This is a genomic window from Desmonostoc muscorum LEGE 12446, from assembly GCF_015207005.2.
Classification (GTDB): Bacteria; Cyanobacteriota; Cyanobacteriia; order Cyanobacteriales; family Nostocaceae; genus Nostoc; species Nostoc muscorum.
Map to the genome: position 1 here is coordinate 61731 of NZ_JADEXS020000002.1, position 18012 is coordinate 79742.

At 38.6% G+C, this 18012-nt stretch carries 13 protein-coding genes; 9 read left to right on the forward strand and 4 right to left on the reverse strand.

Translation table 11 applies throughout. The features are described from left to right. The first annotated feature begins 2 nt into the window (after positions 1-2). The 7 genes from IQ276_RS36575 (at position 3) to IQ276_RS36605 (ending at position 6342) form a co-directional block, all read left to right on the forward strand. Positions 3-647: a hypothetical protein gene (locus tag IQ276_RS36575; protein WP_235116392.1), complete on the forward strand. Its 645-nt coding sequence runs from the start codon at positions 3-5 to the stop codon at positions 645-647. A 5-nt stretch (positions 648-652) separates the two neighbouring features. Then, positions 653-1090 (forward strand): hypothetical protein, encoded by a 438-nt coding sequence (locus IQ276_RS36580; RefSeq protein WP_235116393.1) that lies wholly within the window; start codon positions 653-655, stop codon positions 1088-1090. Between the two features lie 147 nt (positions 1091-1237). Beyond that, entirely contained in the window at positions 1238-2062 is an 825-nt protein-coding gene (locus IQ276_RS36585; RefSeq protein ID WP_235116394.1) for a hypothetical protein, read from the forward strand. Further along, positions 2035-2793, forward strand: coding sequence for a prokaryotic E2 ligase family D protein (locus tag IQ276_RS36590; protein WP_235116395.1), 759 nt, complete (start codon positions 2035-2037; stop codon positions 2791-2793). Before IQ276_RS36585 ends, IQ276_RS36590 begins: the two co-directional genes overlap by 28 nt. Then, positions 2777-3205 carry a hypothetical protein gene (locus tag IQ276_RS36595; RefSeq protein ID WP_235116396.1) on the forward strand — a complete coding sequence of 143 codons (429 nt, stop codon included), beginning with the start codon at positions 2777-2779 and terminating at the stop codon, positions 3203-3205. The genes IQ276_RS36590 and IQ276_RS36595 overlap by 17 nt, the downstream gene beginning before the upstream one ends. 142 nt (positions 3206-3347) lie before the next feature. Further along, positions 3348-4808: an ISLre2 family transposase gene (locus IQ276_RS36600; RefSeq protein ID WP_193925627.1), complete on the forward strand. Its 1461-nt coding sequence runs from the start codon at positions 3348-3350 to the stop codon at positions 4806-4808. A gap of 607 nt (positions 4809-5415) precedes the next feature. Further along, positions 5416-6342, forward strand: a complete 927-nt coding sequence (locus IQ276_RS36605) for a ThiF family adenylyltransferase (RefSeq protein WP_235116397.1) — start codon at positions 5416-5418, stop codon at positions 6340-6342. A gap of 90 nt (positions 6343-6432) precedes the next feature. Here IQ276_RS36605 and IQ276_RS36610 read toward each other — a convergent pair whose 3' ends face one another. Continuing rightward, the gene (locus tag IQ276_RS36610; protein ID WP_193925880.1) at positions 6433-7152 is read right to left on the reverse strand and encodes a response regulator; all 720 of its coding nucleotides are present in this window, start codon (positions 7150-7152) and stop codon (positions 6433-6435) included. Between the two features lie 754 nt (positions 7153-7906). Between IQ276_RS36610 and IQ276_RS36615 the strand changes: the two genes are divergently transcribed. Then, positions 7907-9049 carry a hybrid sensor histidine kinase/response regulator gene (locus IQ276_RS36615; RefSeq protein WP_235116398.1) on the forward strand — a complete coding sequence of 381 codons (1143 nt, stop codon included), beginning with the start codon at positions 7907-7909 and terminating at the stop codon, positions 9047-9049. Between the two features lie 129 nt (positions 9050-9178). Here IQ276_RS36615 and IQ276_RS36620 read toward each other — a convergent pair whose 3' ends face one another. Both IQ276_RS36620 and IQ276_RS40520 read right to left on the reverse strand, forming a co-directional pair. Then, positions 9179-9505 carry a hypothetical protein gene (locus tag IQ276_RS36620; protein WP_193918765.1) on the reverse strand — a complete coding sequence of 109 codons (327 nt, stop codon included), beginning with the start codon at positions 9503-9505 and terminating at the stop codon, positions 9179-9181. A gap of 101 nt (positions 9506-9606) precedes the next feature. Further along, positions 9607-9738, reverse strand: a complete 132-nt coding sequence (locus IQ276_RS40520; protein WP_255264447.1) for a hypothetical protein — start codon at positions 9736-9738, stop codon at positions 9607-9609. A gap of 35 nt (positions 9739-9773) precedes the next feature. Between IQ276_RS40520 and IQ276_RS36625 the strand changes: the two genes are divergently transcribed. Beyond that, positions 9774-13169 (forward strand): hypothetical protein, encoded by a 3396-nt coding sequence (locus tag IQ276_RS36625; RefSeq protein WP_235116400.1) that lies wholly within the window; start codon positions 9774-9776, stop codon positions 13167-13169. Between the two features lie 118 nt (positions 13170-13287). Here IQ276_RS36625 and IQ276_RS36630 read toward each other — a convergent pair whose 3' ends face one another. Continuing rightward, positions 13288-17976: an NACHT domain-containing protein gene (locus IQ276_RS36630; protein ID WP_235116401.1), complete on the reverse strand. Its 4689-nt coding sequence runs from the start codon at positions 17974-17976 to the stop codon at positions 13288-13290. Between the last annotated feature and the right edge of the window lie 36 nt (positions 17977-18012).

Genomic DNA, 18012 nt, shown 5'->3' on the forward strand with positions numbered 1-18012 from the left:
CTATGACTACAAAATGGCTAACACCAGAACAGGCCATTGTCAAAGCCAACCTCACTGTTACATCTGAAACCTTAAAATCTTACATTTCAGAAGAACAAGGAAAAACCACTGCTGAAGAACAATTCCAAGCTTTAGGATTGCTATTTGACAGGGAACGCTTGCGTGCAGGTAAGGCGAACTTTTTGCAACTTTTAGAACCAGTAAGTGATGAAAATAGCTACGCCGAAGATGAAATCGACTCTCATCAGTTAGACGACGATGACATAGAAATATCTGCTACCAACAAGGTAAATCAACTAGAACCATTTATTTTTGAGCAATGCAAAGTTCAAATTGTCATCACTTTACTACCTACACAACAAACAGGAGATAGACCTGTAATGATTGCTGCTAGCAGTCACGGTGATTTCCCTGTAGTTACCATGCTCAATCAAGAAGAACTCGGTGATTTTCCTCCTGCAATTGTTCAACTATTGGACGAACTGAAAGCCGATTTTCCTAATCGCCAAATTCGCCGGAATATAGCCCAGACTAAAGCTGTCAAAACCAATAAACTGCCCACTGCCCAGACTCCAATTCGCACTGAAAGTGCTAGCTCAGATACTACTAAACCAGCCAGTAATACTACGCAAATTTCACTGTTTTAAATGCCATGACTACTACAAATAGTAACAAATTACTTGTTATCTACGAAGGTCAACAACACTGGATTCCAGAAGCGATCGCCATTAATGACCAATTACTACGGGATGCCTTTACTCCTCTTTGTGCTGAACTAGCAAACGCAGACATTGAGCGGAAACCAGGAGAACCCATTCATATCATCAAGAAGCCCGGTAAAAAAGGTACTTCTCCTCTAGATTGCCTGATAGTGGCTCCTGAAGAAATCAACCCCGCAGTCCAAATGTGCTACCAAATGCGTCAACGTCAGGTCATCACTGGAATTGACTGGCAAAATGCAGCACAGCTATCAGCCCAGATTGAAGAGGCGATCGGAGATGGAACAGAATTTTCTGAGTCACTCAACCAAACCATAAAATCCCTAATAGCCTGCACTCCCACATCTAGCGTTATCCCTGAAGGTTTTTGAATGCTGACAAAAGGAGTTGGAAATTGATTTGAGGGGTAAATTATTGTCCAAATTACAGCAGTTTGCATTTCGACTGAAGTAGACCCCACACCTTACCTGCATCTCTTCTTTAATTCCAACCCCCATAATAACGAGTTGCACTAAAATATGTCTCACCTCGTACCCCTCAGTATGGCAGAGGCAATTTACAGCCTTAGCCAGTGCCAATTTACCTTCAATACCACAGAATCATTCGATTATCTGGAAACCCAACTCAACATTTACTCCTTACTAGCACTGTATCAGCAATACTTCCCTACCGAATGGAAAGCCAGCCAAGCCACTATTTACCCACCTACAGATGTAAATTGCCATAGTCCCAGAGAACTAGAATTCATTGTACTGATTTACACTCATCTATTTCCGTTATCTCACTGGACTGTAGAAACAGCCTACGAACAAAGATTGCATAGCATTCCTATTACCCCAATGGGTATTGACTGGACAATGGATGGAGAAATTGAACATCTCAAAGATGGTTGGCAACTACTTTTACCCTTTAGCCATGACAGTCGCCGTTGGCTTGATGAAATACACCCAGAAGGTAGCGATTGGTTTGATAGTGAATTTGCAATTTACGAAATTACGTACAGTAACATCGATCACCCAGACAAAATTGACCACAAAAAACTGAAACGGCAGTGTCATCACTTAGATAATCCTTTAAAGTTTCTGCCTTTAACTTTAAAGCTGCTAGACCATGAAACTAAAAACCTTTGGTTGGATGAGTACGCAGACGATTATTACTACCAACCTGACCACACCTTTTTACCTTGGTCAAAAGCATCTATTGATTTACTGACCAGGAAATGGCAGCAAGCAAACCGAATGCTGAACTGTGCAGCCAACTTAATTGATTGGCTAGAAGCAGACTTAAAACCTCATGCTCAAATCCTACTAAAACTATGGAAACAAGCATTGAAACCACGTTAATCGACGTTACATCGACACCAATTCTATCCAGCGAAATTCTACGAGCAATTTTGGCAGACCCTCCCCGGAAATCTCCAGTAATTCAAGCAGAATTGCTGTTTTTGGATGGTATTTACATCTTCCATCACCTAGACAAAGAAATTGCCGATGCTCATATTTACAAATGTATCTCACCGGCAGCCCTGAGAATTGCTTTTAGCAACGAACCAATTGATACTGGTTGGATGGAACCAGGAATTGTGCGCTGGGGTACGGGCAGTACAGACACATATTTGGTAAAATTTATCCCACCAGCCACTTATACAATTAACTGCGATGAACTTGGATCTTTAACCGTTCCGCTACCTGCAATGGTATTTGTGGGCAAGGGATTAAAGTATTGGGTTTGGGCAATTCAAGAACAGGAGTTTACTCCTCAAGCAGAAGCTTTTCATGTGCCACTACCCAATGTCTACAGTTCTGGACAGGTTTGCTGGGGAGTGAACGAACCACCTGCTGCTAATGGTCTATCAATTAACCATGCTTGGAATTTGTTTATTTCCAGTATTTTCACCAACCATCTAACAATAAGTAAATCACAAAAATACCGCAAGGATGTTCGCCAGCAACTTCTAAAACTGCACAAAAGATGTAGACGTTCAACCTATCCTGTATCTGACCTTGTGCCTATCGGCAATCAGAAAAGTGTCGCTATGCTTGTACAGGAAATCCTTGATGAACCCATTGCTTGAAAGTATTATTGGCTACAAAATTGTCACAACCTCATCTCTGCCAACACACACCAGCAGTGGACTAGAGTACCTTTATGCCGGAAATGGCATCTTTGCTAGAGCCATTCGTCCTGGCATAGAGGTATTAATGCCTATTTGCTTGTGTTCCCAAACTATCAAAGGGCTACCTCACCTAACACCTTATCTCAAAGTCACTCCCTTAATTCCCAAACCGCTACTACTGGAAATGTGGCGGTCGAGTTATCAAGCTGGCAATCAATTTCATGAAATTCTCTTTCATCTCCACTGTACTGATGCAGGCTGGGATTTACAAGTCCCAGAACAAATTCAAACTCCAACGGGAGCAATGCGATTTTGTGAGATGACCCCACCTGGAGAGCGATCGCTAATAAACTCTTACGTATATATTTAGTATTTTATACAAAAGTTGCAGCAATATTGCTTAGAAGATACAACCTGCTACCAAAAACAAAGTTTCTGTACATTGTTGCTACTAGAAAAAAAGGTAAAATTTCCTTTCAGGAATAGTTTTGAAATAGGAAGTATCTACCTTTATGAAAAAAAATATATCTGCAAATTTAAATTTTGCCGATTCATTATCAGATTTTCAAAAGGATGTGACTAACCTTTTAGATTTGAAAAATATCGAGGAGTGGTCTGGAAAAATAGTTAAAGAAAGAGAAGAAAAAATTAGACAGGCTGCCTTAGTTTTAGCGGGTCAATGTATCGCCATATTATTGCATAAGCTTTCTCAATCAGAGTCGGCTCATCAAACAGCAATTAATCAAACCAAAGGATGGTGGCATACCGACACACAAAGACACGGTTATACGAAGAGGGAAATATTAACAGTAGGTAATGTTGTAGTAAATCTTAAATTACCATACGTTGTTCAAAAAAGAGAAAAGAAAGCGAAGAATAAATCTACTAATGTTGGATTCTGCCCCTTGCTAAAATGGTTAGGAATGTCAGAAGGCTTGACCCCATTAGTTTGGTCAGATATTACAAAATATGGTGCCATAGCTAGTTCTTTTGAAGCCGCACATACAATCCTGGGTGATTGGGGAATTAATATTAGTCTTAAACGAATTGAACGATTGACATATAAATTTGGTCAAATCAGCATTGATTTACGTCAAACTAAAATATCTAACTTGCAACAAGGTAAATTACCTGGTGGGAATATACTTAAAGACCAGAGAGTTGTGATTGCTGTAGATGGTGGCAGGAGTAGAATTAGGATTAATAAAAAAGGTAGAAAAAATCTCAAAACAAACAAGCACGGCTTTACAGGGGAATGGGTTGAGCCAAAATTATTAACAATTTATGTGGTTGATGAACAGGGTAAAAAAGTTAAAAATGGCGAAATAAACATTGTAAATGATGGCACTTATGAAGACTATAAAGGCTTTTTGCCAATTTTAGAAATGCATCTGATTAGTTTGGGAATTAGTCAAGCAAAACAAGTTTTATTAGTTGCTGACGGTGCTGAATGGATTTGGAAGCATATTCCCCCTCTTTTAAAGAAATTGAAATCTCCCGATGCGACTTATCAATTATTTGATTTTTACCATGTTACTGAACGGCTACAGAAATTTGCTGATGTAGCGTTTAGTGATGATAAGGAGCGGAATAATTGGTTTAAAAAAGCACGGAGAACTTTAAAAAAAAGTAATGCCATGACCATAATTAGGCAGATGGATGAATTTATATCTGAAGCTACGGGAGAGCGTTGTAAAACTATGGTCACACAGAGAAATTACCTTTTACGTGCCTATCGTGAAAGGCGTTTAAATTACGCTAAGATACTAGACCAAAAACTACCAATAGGTAGTGGAGCAATTGAGAGTTTAATTCGTCAAGTTGTCAACTTAAGAATCAAGGGTAACAGTAAATTTTGGTTGAAAGAAAATGCAGAAATTATCTTACATCTGCGTTGTCAATGGATGGCTGGAAGTTGGGATAATTTTTGTGGTTCTATCTTTAATTCTTTTATCAAACCCCAAGCTGCTTGATAAATTTTATACTTTAATCTTGCCTTTAATTTACTTTTTGACATAATTCATACTAAGTATGAAAGGCTGATTGCAGATATTTTTATAAAAAATCGTCAAATGACTTGCTATTAATCTTTTTGAGATATTTCATCAAGATGAATTTTTGTGCAAACCAGTATTTTATTTGCAAATAAAATCACCTTGTACCTAAATATAATTTTTAGCGATGGCTACGCCCGCCGCAGGCATCGCTTGTTTTTGACCAGACCTCACAAAATCGCATTGCTCCCACTCCAACTAGCTGCCAGCCAACTCATTCTGGCAGTGACTCTTCCCACCAGAAAGCGGCTGTAGACATCCATTCCCACGGTTCCTTACCTGCCTTTTTCTCTACCACCGATAATGCTGACGAATCTGGCTTTCGCATTTATGGAGTACTAGGTAGAGTTAATACACTGAAACCAGAGATTAAAATCCGGGTTGGACTGTTTCGCCACTGTTGGGATGTACCTGCTACAGCAGTGTTTGACATTGACCGAGACTTTTTTATGGTTGATGTCTCACTTTCATCTGGCTGTAAATTTTACAGTACCGATGTACCACCTGTAAATCTGATGGAAAAGCTATGGAGGTAAATTTCAATTTAGCAAATGTCTGTTCCCTCACCAATACCTGTATCAACTTAACCAACCGTACTATGGAGCTAAATCTTGATTTGGCAAATGCTTCTCCTGTCGTGACTGTCAACTACTCGAAGATAGAACTGTGGCTAGTTGGGTGCGGCGGTACTGGTTCTTGGCTGGCTCCTTCTTTGGTTCGGTTAGGCAGAGTTCTTTCTCAGCAAGGTAAACAGGTGAAACTCTACTTTGTTGACCCGGATCATGTTGAGTCAGCTAACGTTTTACGCCAGTGCTTCTGTGATGCAGAAATCGGACTCAACAAAGCCAAAACGTTGGCGCTGCGCTACTCCCTGGCTTGGAAGATGGAAGTTACAGCGATCGCTCAACCTTTCCAAGCCGAATGGATTCTCCCCAGTTACAATACGCTGATTGTTGTCACTGCTTGCGTAGATAATGCCAAAGCTAGAGAGTCAATTACCCAAGTACTTCAGCACAACACTCACCGCCCTGCGCCTCACATTTGGCATTTGGATTGCGGTAACTCCAAGCGTAGTGGTCAAGTACTATTAGGTTCTCATCTGTCTACTAACCCCAACGACTATGATTTTGAAGCTTTAGGCTGCTTTCGCTTACCTGCGCCAACTATACAGCAACCCGATCTACTGGTTTCACAACCAGAAGAGTTGGCAGACAACAACTTGTCCTGTGAACAAATGGCCTTGCTCAATAGCCAGTCCTTGAGTATTAACCAGCGAGTTGCTGCGGAAGCATTTGATTATTTGCTGCAATTGACGACGGGGAAACTACGACGATTTGCTACTTATTTCGACTTAGAGAGTGGTAGCGGAAAATCCCTGTATACAACGCAAGTCAGTATTATGCAGGCAATTCTCCTGAGTCACTCCTGTGCGACGCCGATAGGGAAGCGGTAGCGAGTCATCGAGCGTCATAGCCCGTCGTAGACATCGCTCCCCTCTCAAGTTAACAACCAAGCGCTGTACAGTTGCTTCTGTACAGTGACTTCAATTGAGCAAACCAGCCCGCAACGCTAATACAGCTGCTTGGGTGCGATCGCTTGCACAAAGCTTGTTCAAAACCCCACGCACATATACTTTTACACTTCCCAAGCTGAGATAGAGTTTCTGGGCAATCTCGTTATTGCTATAGCCTTGGACAATTAACTCCAAGACTTCCAATTCTCGATTTGTCAGTGGATCTGCTTGTAGAATGCTTGCTTGCTCTGGGTCAATTGCAGAGATCGTCACCGTCTGAGTAGCATTCGGTTTTACCGTCGCCGCCGCTCCTTGACGAGTATGCTTGAGAACAATACGAGCGATCGCTGGATCAATCCAAGACTGACCTTCATGGGTGATATGCAGCGCTTCCAGCAACAACTCGAACTTAATTGTCTTCACACAATAAGAGTCTGCCCCGGCTGCAAACGCTGCCAGTACCATCTGCTCTTTGGCAAAGGAAGTGAGCATCATTACTTTAGTCTGTGCTGCTGTTTCCGACACTAGAGATTCCCGAAACTGCTGCACCAGCCATATTCCGTCTCTATCCGGCAAGCCAATATCAACGATCGCTATGTCTGGTTTTGTACTTTGGAGCAGTTTCAACCCATTGGACGCTGTAGCTTCATCACCTACGACTTGAATACCTTCTTGCTCATTGAGAGAACTACGCATTCCAATGCGCGTTAAGCTATGGTCTTCAATAATTGCTACTCGAATATCTACCATCATTTACCTCAGCAGCTTGGTAACTATACTTTTTTAACTGTCGAATATGGTTTTAAGGAAAGGATTACTCCATTGGACGAAAAATTTTAGCTATTCAGCCAAAATGTGGCTATTGAGATGCAAAGCGGCATTTCAATGTTATTAAACCTCATCCAGGTTGAAACCAGTAGTTTTTACAGTATTGGTTGAAAAGTTCATATATCAAGGGCTACATATATCAACTAGCTGTTGAAAAAGCTCCGGTGTTCAAAATGGACATCGTTTAATCTGAAAATTCTCTGAAAAAATCTTCCTAAAGTATAAAAAAATATAAAAGTACTGAAGTTAAACTGAAACCAATACAGTTTATTCTGACTTGTATCCACATCACACTTATAGGAGGATGTAGCTTATTTCTAACCGAGAACCCTGGCTCTTACACATAACATAGCCAGATTAACAATTCGTAATTACGAATTAGTAATTACGTTATGGATGTAAAACTAGACCCCAACCATAGGGTTGTGACCTGTAAAAATGGGAGACTATAAGCAGTTTATTAATTACAAATTACGTACCTTGTTTCTCGCTGGAGGCGAGTATTACGAATTAGTAATTATGTTGAACAATGTCTTAATTTTTAGAAAATTTTGATGAATGTTAATCGCCACGTAGTGGTTAGCATGGCGCTTTAAATTACACTTTCCCCAACGAAATTCAGCTTGACTACTCTATTTCTCTACTCGGAAGGGATTAGGTTTATTAAAGGCGTTTTATGAAGAACACTTTATCTTGGAATATAACTTCACAACAAAGAAACCAAAGAATTCTGCTGGTGGATGACTCAGCTGACAGCCTCCGCTTGCTGCAAGTCACCTTAAAGCTGAAGGGATACAACGTGATCATAGCCGACAGTGGTGCTGAAGCATTGCTAAAAATTGCTGAATCTCCTCCCGATTTGGTACTCCTAGATGTGGTGATGCCGGATATGGATGGCTACGAAGTTACGCGACAAATTAAGCACAATTCAAACTTACCTTTTATCCCAATTTTGCTGGTGACAGGTTCTGAAAAATCAAGTGTCGTCAAAGGTTTAGATGCAGGTGCAGATGAATTTATTCGCAAGCCTGTAGATAAGAAGGAATTACTGGCCAGGGTGCGGGCTTTGCTGAGACTGAAACACAGTATGGACGAACAACTGTTACTCATTCAGCGACGGGAAGATTTTGTGACCCGCCTCACTCACGACCTGCGAACTCCGCTGATAGCTGCTGACCAATTCCTAAAGTTGCTGCAAAGAGGTGTTTTTGGCAATACCTTATCAGCAATGCGTGAATCTTTAGAACAAATGGCTCAGAGTAACCAAACTTTGTTGTCAATGGTCGATACCTTGTTAGAAGTTTACCAGTATGAAGCTGGAGGCAAAACTTTGGATTTCTTTGTGGTTGACCTGTGGGAATTATGTCAGCAAGTAGTGCAAGAACTAATGCCTTTGGCCGATGTTAAACATTTAACTCTCAAAGCTGTCTTGACAAAGGGTACTGAAGCTTCTTTAGTTAGGGTTAGAGGCGATCGCCTGGAACTACGCCGACTCCTCACTAACTTAGTTGGTAATGCCATTCGCTTCAGTGATGCTGGGTCAGTAGAAATTCGCCTCAATTCCACTGTTCAAGGGGTAACGATTGAAGTAGAGGATACAGGTATTGGCATGAATCCAGAAGAACAATTACTTTTATTTGATCGCTTTCGACAGGGCAAGCATCAACGTCGGGGGAACGGTTTAGGATTATATTTGTCCCGTCAAATTGTTGAAGCCCATCAGGGAAATATTTCTGTTTCATCGACTGTTGGGAAAGGCAGTATCTTCACAGTTTATTTACCTGTGCAAACAGCTTATTCAAAAATGTTATCAGCATAAAAAATTTGGAAAATCGAGCTTAATAATTTGTACCTAAATAACCTACATACTTTATCAAAAAAACTGATAATCAAGGTTTTCAGTTATTCAAAAAGGTAACTTATTAATGCGTGCCTCTTAAGAGAAGTTTTACCAAGATTCATCGGGTTCAGGTGGTCGCCAACCACAAGTAGTTGAACTTTCATCACCTAGTCGATCAATTGCCCCAGGATTGCTGTTGAGAAATTCATCTAAATCTTCATATCCACTTGGATAATAAGAACCTGATGTAGAGTTGATAGGATTTTTCTTAATTATTATGCTTTCACCAGGTTTGAGATGAGCATATTCGGGGTAATGCTCATCTTGCGATATATCATCAGAAGGAACGATCAACTCATCTCCTGGCGAATCTGGGTCATCGTCATAAAGCATTACTAATAAACCGTCTTCTAGCCGTTGAATTCTTTTATTCATAAAATCTAGTGGTAGCTTCAAAATTGTGTAGCTTAAGTAACACAGTGGAAAAGTAACACAGTGGAAAAATGATAATGCGATTAAAAGCGCTGTTTAGCTATTTAACTTTCTTGGAAGTCTGCTAGCAGAGCTAACACCCTATAAAATACCGTCTGCCATGAAATCAGTAAATTATCCACTTGGATGATTTTATCGAGTGTAATTTCGTGCCAAGGTGAATATTGGAGTCTCATGCTTGCTAGATAAGCTATCTAATAGATTATTGGTAATGGATTTAACCACTAGAGTCTTAGAAGGTTCTGGTCTGAGTATACCTATCTTTGATGGGTCGTATAACAATGGTAAGGGAAGATATTTATCTGAACCAGAAATCATTAAAAATTCTCTGCTCGAACAGATGTTTGAAGCAGAAGATTTACAATCTCTACTACTGGTTAAAATTGACAGTAAAAATCCAGATGCCAACCATTTAAGACAAAGAACCTTTCAGGATGGAATCCGACGCAAGTTAGCTTTCAGTTCTGGCAATAGTTATTACTTTGCTGATGGTTCACTGCATAAAAAAATTAGACGCTTATTCGCTACAGAACCGGATACTGCCTGTCGCTATGGTTCTTTACTAGTTAGCAATTGCTACAAAGGCTCAGAAACTTTTACAGGGCTGCGAGTTAAAATTGTGGACTTTGAAGATCCGCAGTATGCTCATTATAAAACAGGAGACTGTCACGGCAAGATTTCGCCTCAACTTGCCAAACAATTGGGAGGAGAAGGCAATTGTCCATTCCAATTTCGGTTTGCCTGGAGGAGTAATTGGGCTGAACCAGATAATTCCGAGTGCCCAAAAACCAGCTTCTTATCCAAAGGTACTTTCCTACCCGATGCCAATTTGACTGATGCTAAAGGCTACGACATTATTATGGATCGTTCCTCAATTAAAGGCATTAAAAAGTCAGAACTCAAAAACTTAATCACCTGCGGTGACTATGAGTTTCCCCAAGCGGTAATCGGTAATCGAGGTAACGCCAAAGCTACCAGCTACGATAATAGTTGGCAATTTACCATTTGGTACTCAGAAGAAGCAGTCAAACAAGATTTGAGCAAACCCACCGAAGAAAAAGCTAGAGAACTTGCCGAGTTACAGCGTAATCCCTTGGTGTTAGCAAAATACATCATCCAACAATATGACAAACAACAGCGATCGCCTACGGCGGGCGTTCCGCCATCGCAGCAAGAGCAGTCAGAAGAAGCTTTTAACGAAATTGAGGGTAATGCTAACAATCAAGCACAGGAATCTCGCTGGATTTCCCTATTACGCAGCGATAAATATGGTCAATTGATTGAAACCCCCAAATTTCGCAAGTTTGCTACCGATTACATAGCCAATCAATGGCGTGACTTAGCGATTAAGGGAGGATACAACCATAATTCAGGTATGGCAATGCCATGCGATCGCCTAACTCGTGGCACAATCTGTGTACCCCACCTACCGGAAGGAGATGTCATTCTCACCCGTTACCCCATCGTCAACTCAGACAACATCCGCCTCTACCAAAACATCCACGATCCAGAATTGAAAAAAACTCGCAATGTAGTTTGGATTCACCCCAAGGATGCCGAGGAATACCACCAAGCCGATTTTGACGGCGACCAATTAATGGTCAGTTCTGCTAGTAAACTACCTAATATTGCTCAAGAAACTCTCCGCGCAGGTGAACCGGGAAGATTTGAGCCAGTTAAACAACGCCCTAAGCTGGCGTATACGGAAATCACAGACGAAGAAAGCAACTTAAGATACAAAAATTTAGCAGAGATTGCTGCTGCCAGCAGTCAAAATAAAGTAGGGCTGGTAGCAACAAATATTGGACGTGTACAGTCATCGATGCCCCAAGACGGGGAGAATGTAGAGCGATTTGGCAGACGACAAAGGAAGCTACTAAACCGTCTATTTCAAGCACTTCAGGTTGAGGTAGATTCGCCCAAAAGTGCAGAAAGATTGGAAGATATCAAAGAAATAGGTGGGGAAAATTTACTCGCCGATGCCAAAAAATGGTCAGAGTCTCACCCTAGTTACTTCTTTGATTTTAAGAAAGATGAACGGCTTTATCGCTCTTTTGCCATGCCTGCGGATGCTCCCGGCTCAATCAACGTCATTGCAAGAGTTGTAGTCAATCCTGTGTGGGAACCAACACGCATTCGCAGCAGAGATAGGCATGAGTTTCGCTACCTGTTTCCCAAAGAGACGTTATCTGTAGATGCCTTGGAATGGGCGGAGGAATTGAAAACAAGGTTTCAGCAAGCTAGAGACGAAATTAAGGAACGGGTGGGAGATGACAGGGAAGCCTTTAATGAGGAACTAGGGAAGCTCTACGAAAGCTATCGGGCGGAAATTGATGAATTATTCACCAGTCCAGAAGAGAGGTTTGTAAATCCTGGGGACAGGCTCAGTCAATGCGTAGCGTCTCGCAGAGAAGGCGCGGCGGCACTGTGGCACACACAACACACCCGTCCAGAATTAGATCGGCATCGCAAAGACTGTTTAAAGCTGGCAGAACAGATGGAAATTACGTTTTCGTTTCAGCACGATTATGAACTGCCAAGTGTTGCATTACCACAGGATATTTATGTTTTGAGTGTTCCTTTTGGTGCAGGTGCTATTAAATGGAAAGAATCTTTAGAACAAAAGGGAATTAAATTTGATGCCACAATTCATCCTCAATTACCTCTGATTGAATTTGCTTTGAAAGACTTATCCCCCAAAGTAGTTGATAAATTAGCAGCTAAATTTGGCGAAAACATTAACGATTTAGATGAACTTAATATTCCGAAGGATTTGAGAATTATTCCTCCAGCAGATCATAGTTGGGCAACATCACGTCAGGATTCAGGTGTTGGTGCTTTGGCATATAACCTGTTTACAGAGGAAGTATGTCAACAGCTTCAAAATTTTCAGTTTGATGAAATTAAAGTGTTGGGTATCAAATACAATCACTTCGCCAATGAAAACTTTTCTAGTAAGCAATGGAAAAAGCGCAGCGTTACTTTGGAAGTGGGAGTTTTTGAGTTACCCGAATCTCATCCAGAGTTTTATCGTTACAACGGTACACCGATATTACAGATTGATGGTAAGAATTTAGGCACTTTTGCTCCTGACAGTCCGAAACTGCCGATTGGTGCTACATTTGCAGCTACTTTGCAACCAGATGGCTCTAGTGTTATCCTCAAAGTTAATCCTGAGTCAATCAATCTGCCAGAAGTTCCATTACCGGAATCAGAACCAAAGTTAGATACTGCTGGGCAATTCCGAGCCATTCACCGTGAACTCTGGCGTAAAGAAATGTTTGATAATTTGGTAGGAGCGATCGCTACTACCTATGAACAGCGACAAGCCAATCAATCTGCAAGTAATGAAATTGAGCAGTTTAAAATTGGTAGCCATTGGACTGCTTATGTGCAACCCAGTGGTGATTTTATTGTCCGAAATGAAGGTAAGCGGACGATTTGCCGAGGTAATCTACAGACGGGTGAGGAGATATTTCCACTTTCAGAAGTAGCCGCAAGTGAGTTAGAGGATATGGTTTTAGAAAGGAAGCGATTAGTTAATAAAAAACAAGAGTTTTCAAATAATGGACACTGTATTAGCCATCATGATATGGAGTTGAATTGAAAAAGAGTAACTAATGAACCAACAAGAATTTGATGATCATAAATCCACCCCTAACCAAGAAGTGGCAATTTTGGCTTTTCTTTCTGCTAAATGGTACTTTGATAAAACACAGTATAAATTATTTATGTGATATTTGCAATAATTCTTGAGATAGTCTATAACAGAGAAAATATTTTTCTAGATCCCTTTCATATTTTCTGATAAAGTTCTCAATTTTATTGATGTTTTCTTCAAAGAAAATAAGATAAAGTTGGTGAAAATTATTAGATGAAGAATTACAAATAAGTTTATCCTTCCATAGCCAGAATCGTTTATCTACACAACGTAAGAATAACCTAAAATAGCTCCACGCCATTAGACGATCATCTGTATTCATAAAGAGATAAAACCACTGTTTAGCCCACGAATTACTTTGCCAACGATTGAGCGATATATTTATTATTTCCTTTTTCCAAGTATTTGGTTGTTCTTCTTTAAGTTGACTAAGACGAGTAAAAGCATCATCGGTTTCTAAAAATCCCAGAATCGTTACAGCACGAGAGAAATCCAAAGGAGCAGACGAATTAAGTTTAGTATTTATATAAGAATTTAACCAATTCAAAGCATGACCTTGTTGAGCAGCAATAGTCATTTCCATGAGTTCTAGGTCTGAATTACAAGACTCAAACCGAGACTGCCATTCATTTTCTATAGAGCCATTAGGTATGACTTGAAAAAGAGCATAATCTAGGAAACAAATATTGGTAGGCGAATTTTTTAGGCTGATTTTGCGATTAATATTTTTAAGGTAATGATATAAATTTATTGCGTGCGGGTGGTTTACATCTAGTAAAACAGAGCAGAGAATTGAATAAAAGGTACTACCTATCTGAATGATTTTCTCTGCTGTCTTATTATCGTATTCAGGTTTTATAGGGGTTAACCATATATCAACTAACTTAGGATACTGAGATATTTCTGCTATGACATCTTTAGGAGGGATTTCACAAAAAAAGTAGTTTCCAAATTCAAGCTGATCCTTCTGTACTTCAGTCAAAATTCTCCTAAACTCTTCTCTAAGTCTTGAGTTAGCATTAATATCTTGAATTTGTGTAAGTTGGTCTTTACTGCTATTTATATCTGCTATTCCCCAAACAATATTGCGGGAAGAAAAAGTTACAGAATCTACAAAGTTATCGTCAGATAAAGAAATTTTATTATAAAACTGCTCGAAATTATCATCACTAGTTATATTCAATTCAATAATGGGAAAATCATCTGGTAGTCTTGGTACTTCTGTGGTAAGTCTGATCCAGATTTTGTGAATATCATCTGCATATTGTCGGACTTCTTCTACTTGCATTCCCCGACAGCGAATAGCATAACCTTGATAGGCTGGATGAATACGGTTGTTAAGACTAGAATAAGACAAATTTTCACCATACTTTCCAAGAATAAGACTCCCCCAGTGATCTTCTCTACGGTGATGCTGAGAATTCCATTGCCAAGAGCAGTTAAGAAATTTCTGGATAATTTCATTATCACCGAACTTATATATGATCTCTAAGACTGATGAACGTATTAAGCTATCATCATTTTCAAGATGAGGGTAAATATATTGATTTATTACTTCTGGTTGTAAAATTTCTCTGTTGTTAGCAATAAACCAAAGTATGCGCTGTAAACTTTTCTGATTATTGACTTTTAAAAATGCGATTTCTATGTTAGTAATTGGTTTAAAACTTTTCTCAAAAGATATAAAATCGTAATTTGGATCAAGACGTTGTAAGATATGATTTAATTGTTGTTCTGCATCTAACTCTTTAAGAACTATTTGAAACAGATAAGCCTCAGCTACATGGTCTAACTCACTACTTGTATTACAATTTTGCTCAAAATTCTGCCAAGCCTGATAAATACATTCTTTTTTTTCTGAACCAAGAATAAGATAGTTTTTTACAATATTAAAGCTCAATTGTCGCAAGCTTATTCCTGTTCGCTGGGTGATATTTCGTGTAATTTGTCTGACTAAATTAGCTATAGCCTTTGGTGCATAGGCACACAGAGCAGGCTCAAATTCCTCAAATTTATGATCATCTAAGTCACTAAGATATGTAGATGAAATTGAGTTGATAGAAATTTGTTCTACTAAAACTTCTAGGCGTTGTCCAAGATCATCGGGAACTACTAACTCTGGATTAATACAAATTGATTTTATACGAGAAGCTATCAATTCAGGTCTCAAGTCAGTCCTACTAAGACAATTTTCATAGTTATCTTGAGTCCATTGAAAATTACATGGATCGTATTCGTATGTGTGTTGATTAAATGCCAAGATTTCTTTATCCAATGTTTGTAGAATTTCATAAGCCTCTTTACTTCCTTCGTATAACAGCAAACGATAAGCAGCCTTTTTAGCTACCAAACTTTGTGATGTCAGAAGATGTTCAACCTCTAATTTAATTTCATTCCATATTGATTGAGCAGCAGAACGGAATGCCCAATTAAATAAATCGTTTTTGCCAGGAAAACCCATAATTTCCTCAGCTATTATTCCTGTGACAATAGTTTTAACAAAATTTTGTATTGGTAGATAGATGATTAATCCTAATGCAAATCTTCCAAGACGAAGTAATCCGTCGTCTTCAATTATCACATCTTCAATCACTGTTAATTCATAACCGTGAAATTTAAAAAAACCAGGTTTTAATTCTTGTCCTACTCGTTCATTAATTTCGCGTCTAATCTCCTCTATCCTCACTGAAGGATGACGCTGATTTGAAAAACCATCACAACGTAAAAATCCTAACCATTTCTCTAGTGCTAATGAAAGTTTATCTAATATATTTGGATATTTTTTCCATTTCATGAAAGCACGTTTTATTAATTCTTCTGCCCAAGGATTTCCAAAGGTATCAGAACCTATAATTTCTGCTAATTCAATATAAGCACGAGAATCGCAAGGTAAATATGCAATAAATTCTTTTGCAGCATCTAGTCCTGGATTAAGATTATTGATCCATGCCTTCAGTAAAGAAGCTTTTGCTATAGGTGGGAGTTTAGGATCAGTAAGAGCAATTAAACTCGCATAATGACAGATTTTTGCTTTAATATCCATTTCTGCCTGTGGTTCTATCCATTCGGCAATTATTTCTTCTGGATCTTTATCACTTTCCTCTATACCTTCCTGTAGTTGATTAACCAATAATAGACCGAAACCATAATGTAAAAATTCTGGATTAATTTTGCTTTTGCTATCTTTGTTTCTTAGGATACCCCCAGTTGTAAGCTCTTGAAAAACCTCATTTCTGTTAGATACAAAAGATAAATTATCTTCTATCTCTTTATCTTTTAGATATTGCTTATTTGTTTCTCTGACTCTTTCTGCTAAATCTCTAATCAAGCCTCTAAATTGTTGATCATCTAAATAAATATTTTTTGTTTCTAATCTATCTTTCCAGTCTTCATAAATAAGACGTTCAACAGTTAGGTCGCCACTAATTTCAATACTTTTATAATGTTTGAGCATGAGATTGAAATAGCGTGGTTTACGGAGTAGTTTTAATAATTCTTCTGATGAAAACTCTGAACGACTGAATCCATGGGATTTTAATGCTTCTGTTAATTCATCATTATTATAAGATTGAATAGTATATTTATGAGTTGGTACATAACTAATATGATCAAATTTTCGTCGCCAATATTCAGTACGACAAGTAATTATTATTCTTACGTTTTGAAACTGTTGATCTCCGCAAAGCTCATCTAAAAGATTTTTCCACCATAAATGATCATAATGTTGGTTAACACCATCTAATACAAGTAGTAGTTTGGGTGTATTATTTGAATTATTAACCCAACGTTGGATACGTTTTATACAATTTTCTTTCTGTAGGTTTAAATCACTAGTTATAATTTCAGAAAAGAGATTTAAAGGTTTATTGCTACTAATTTTATTTGATGTTAAGAAAATAACAGCAGGGAATTCATTATCTTGTTGTAATTTTAAGCCTAACCAATGAGCTATACCCCATGTTTTTCCATCACCTTCTTCACCTAAAAGTGTAAATATTTTTTTATTATTTGACCATCGTGAATACCAGATATCTAATTGTTCTAGCAGTTCTTTTCTTGTAATAAATCTTAGATTTTTACTGAAAATATTGATAGGTTGTCCAAAAGCAGAACGAGATTGTTTTTCTGATTTCAAATATTCTAATAATTGCTGATTTCGTTTTGCTCTCCAGTTATCATAACCTATTAACTCTGAACAAAGCCGAAATTTTAATGCTTCTTTTTTTTGCTGAAATTGAGGATGATTAATGATGTTTTTTAAAAATTGTTTTAAGTTTTGTAATTGACTATCTGTTAAAATATCCTTGAAAAAATTGTTCACTGTATTGATTGAATTAGCACATAATACCTCCAATTGATCTGGCTTTTCGATCTCTTCAGTAATTAATTCAAAGTGAATACCTAAATTTATAGCTTCTTGAGTTAAATTATCAATTAATGTGGAATTAACATCACGAGTTGCAACCAGTAGCCAAATATCTAAATCTGGAATTGACCTCCGAACTTGACTTAACTCTCCAGATAGCTCTCTATGATCTAATGTTGTGTTTTTCTTGTAACGTTTACATTCTACTGCTAAAACATTTGAGCCATAATCACGAGAACTCATATCGCGTCCCTCTTGAGAACCTGATTGAGCCAAATAGAATCGTCGTCCAGTTAAATCTTCTAATAATCTAGCAATTAGCCCCTCAAAGCCGTTGTCTCCTGAAGCATTAAGTTGTCGCAGTGAATCTGAAAGTAGATTACTCATCTTTAATGTAAGAATTGAATATTATCTTAGTATAAT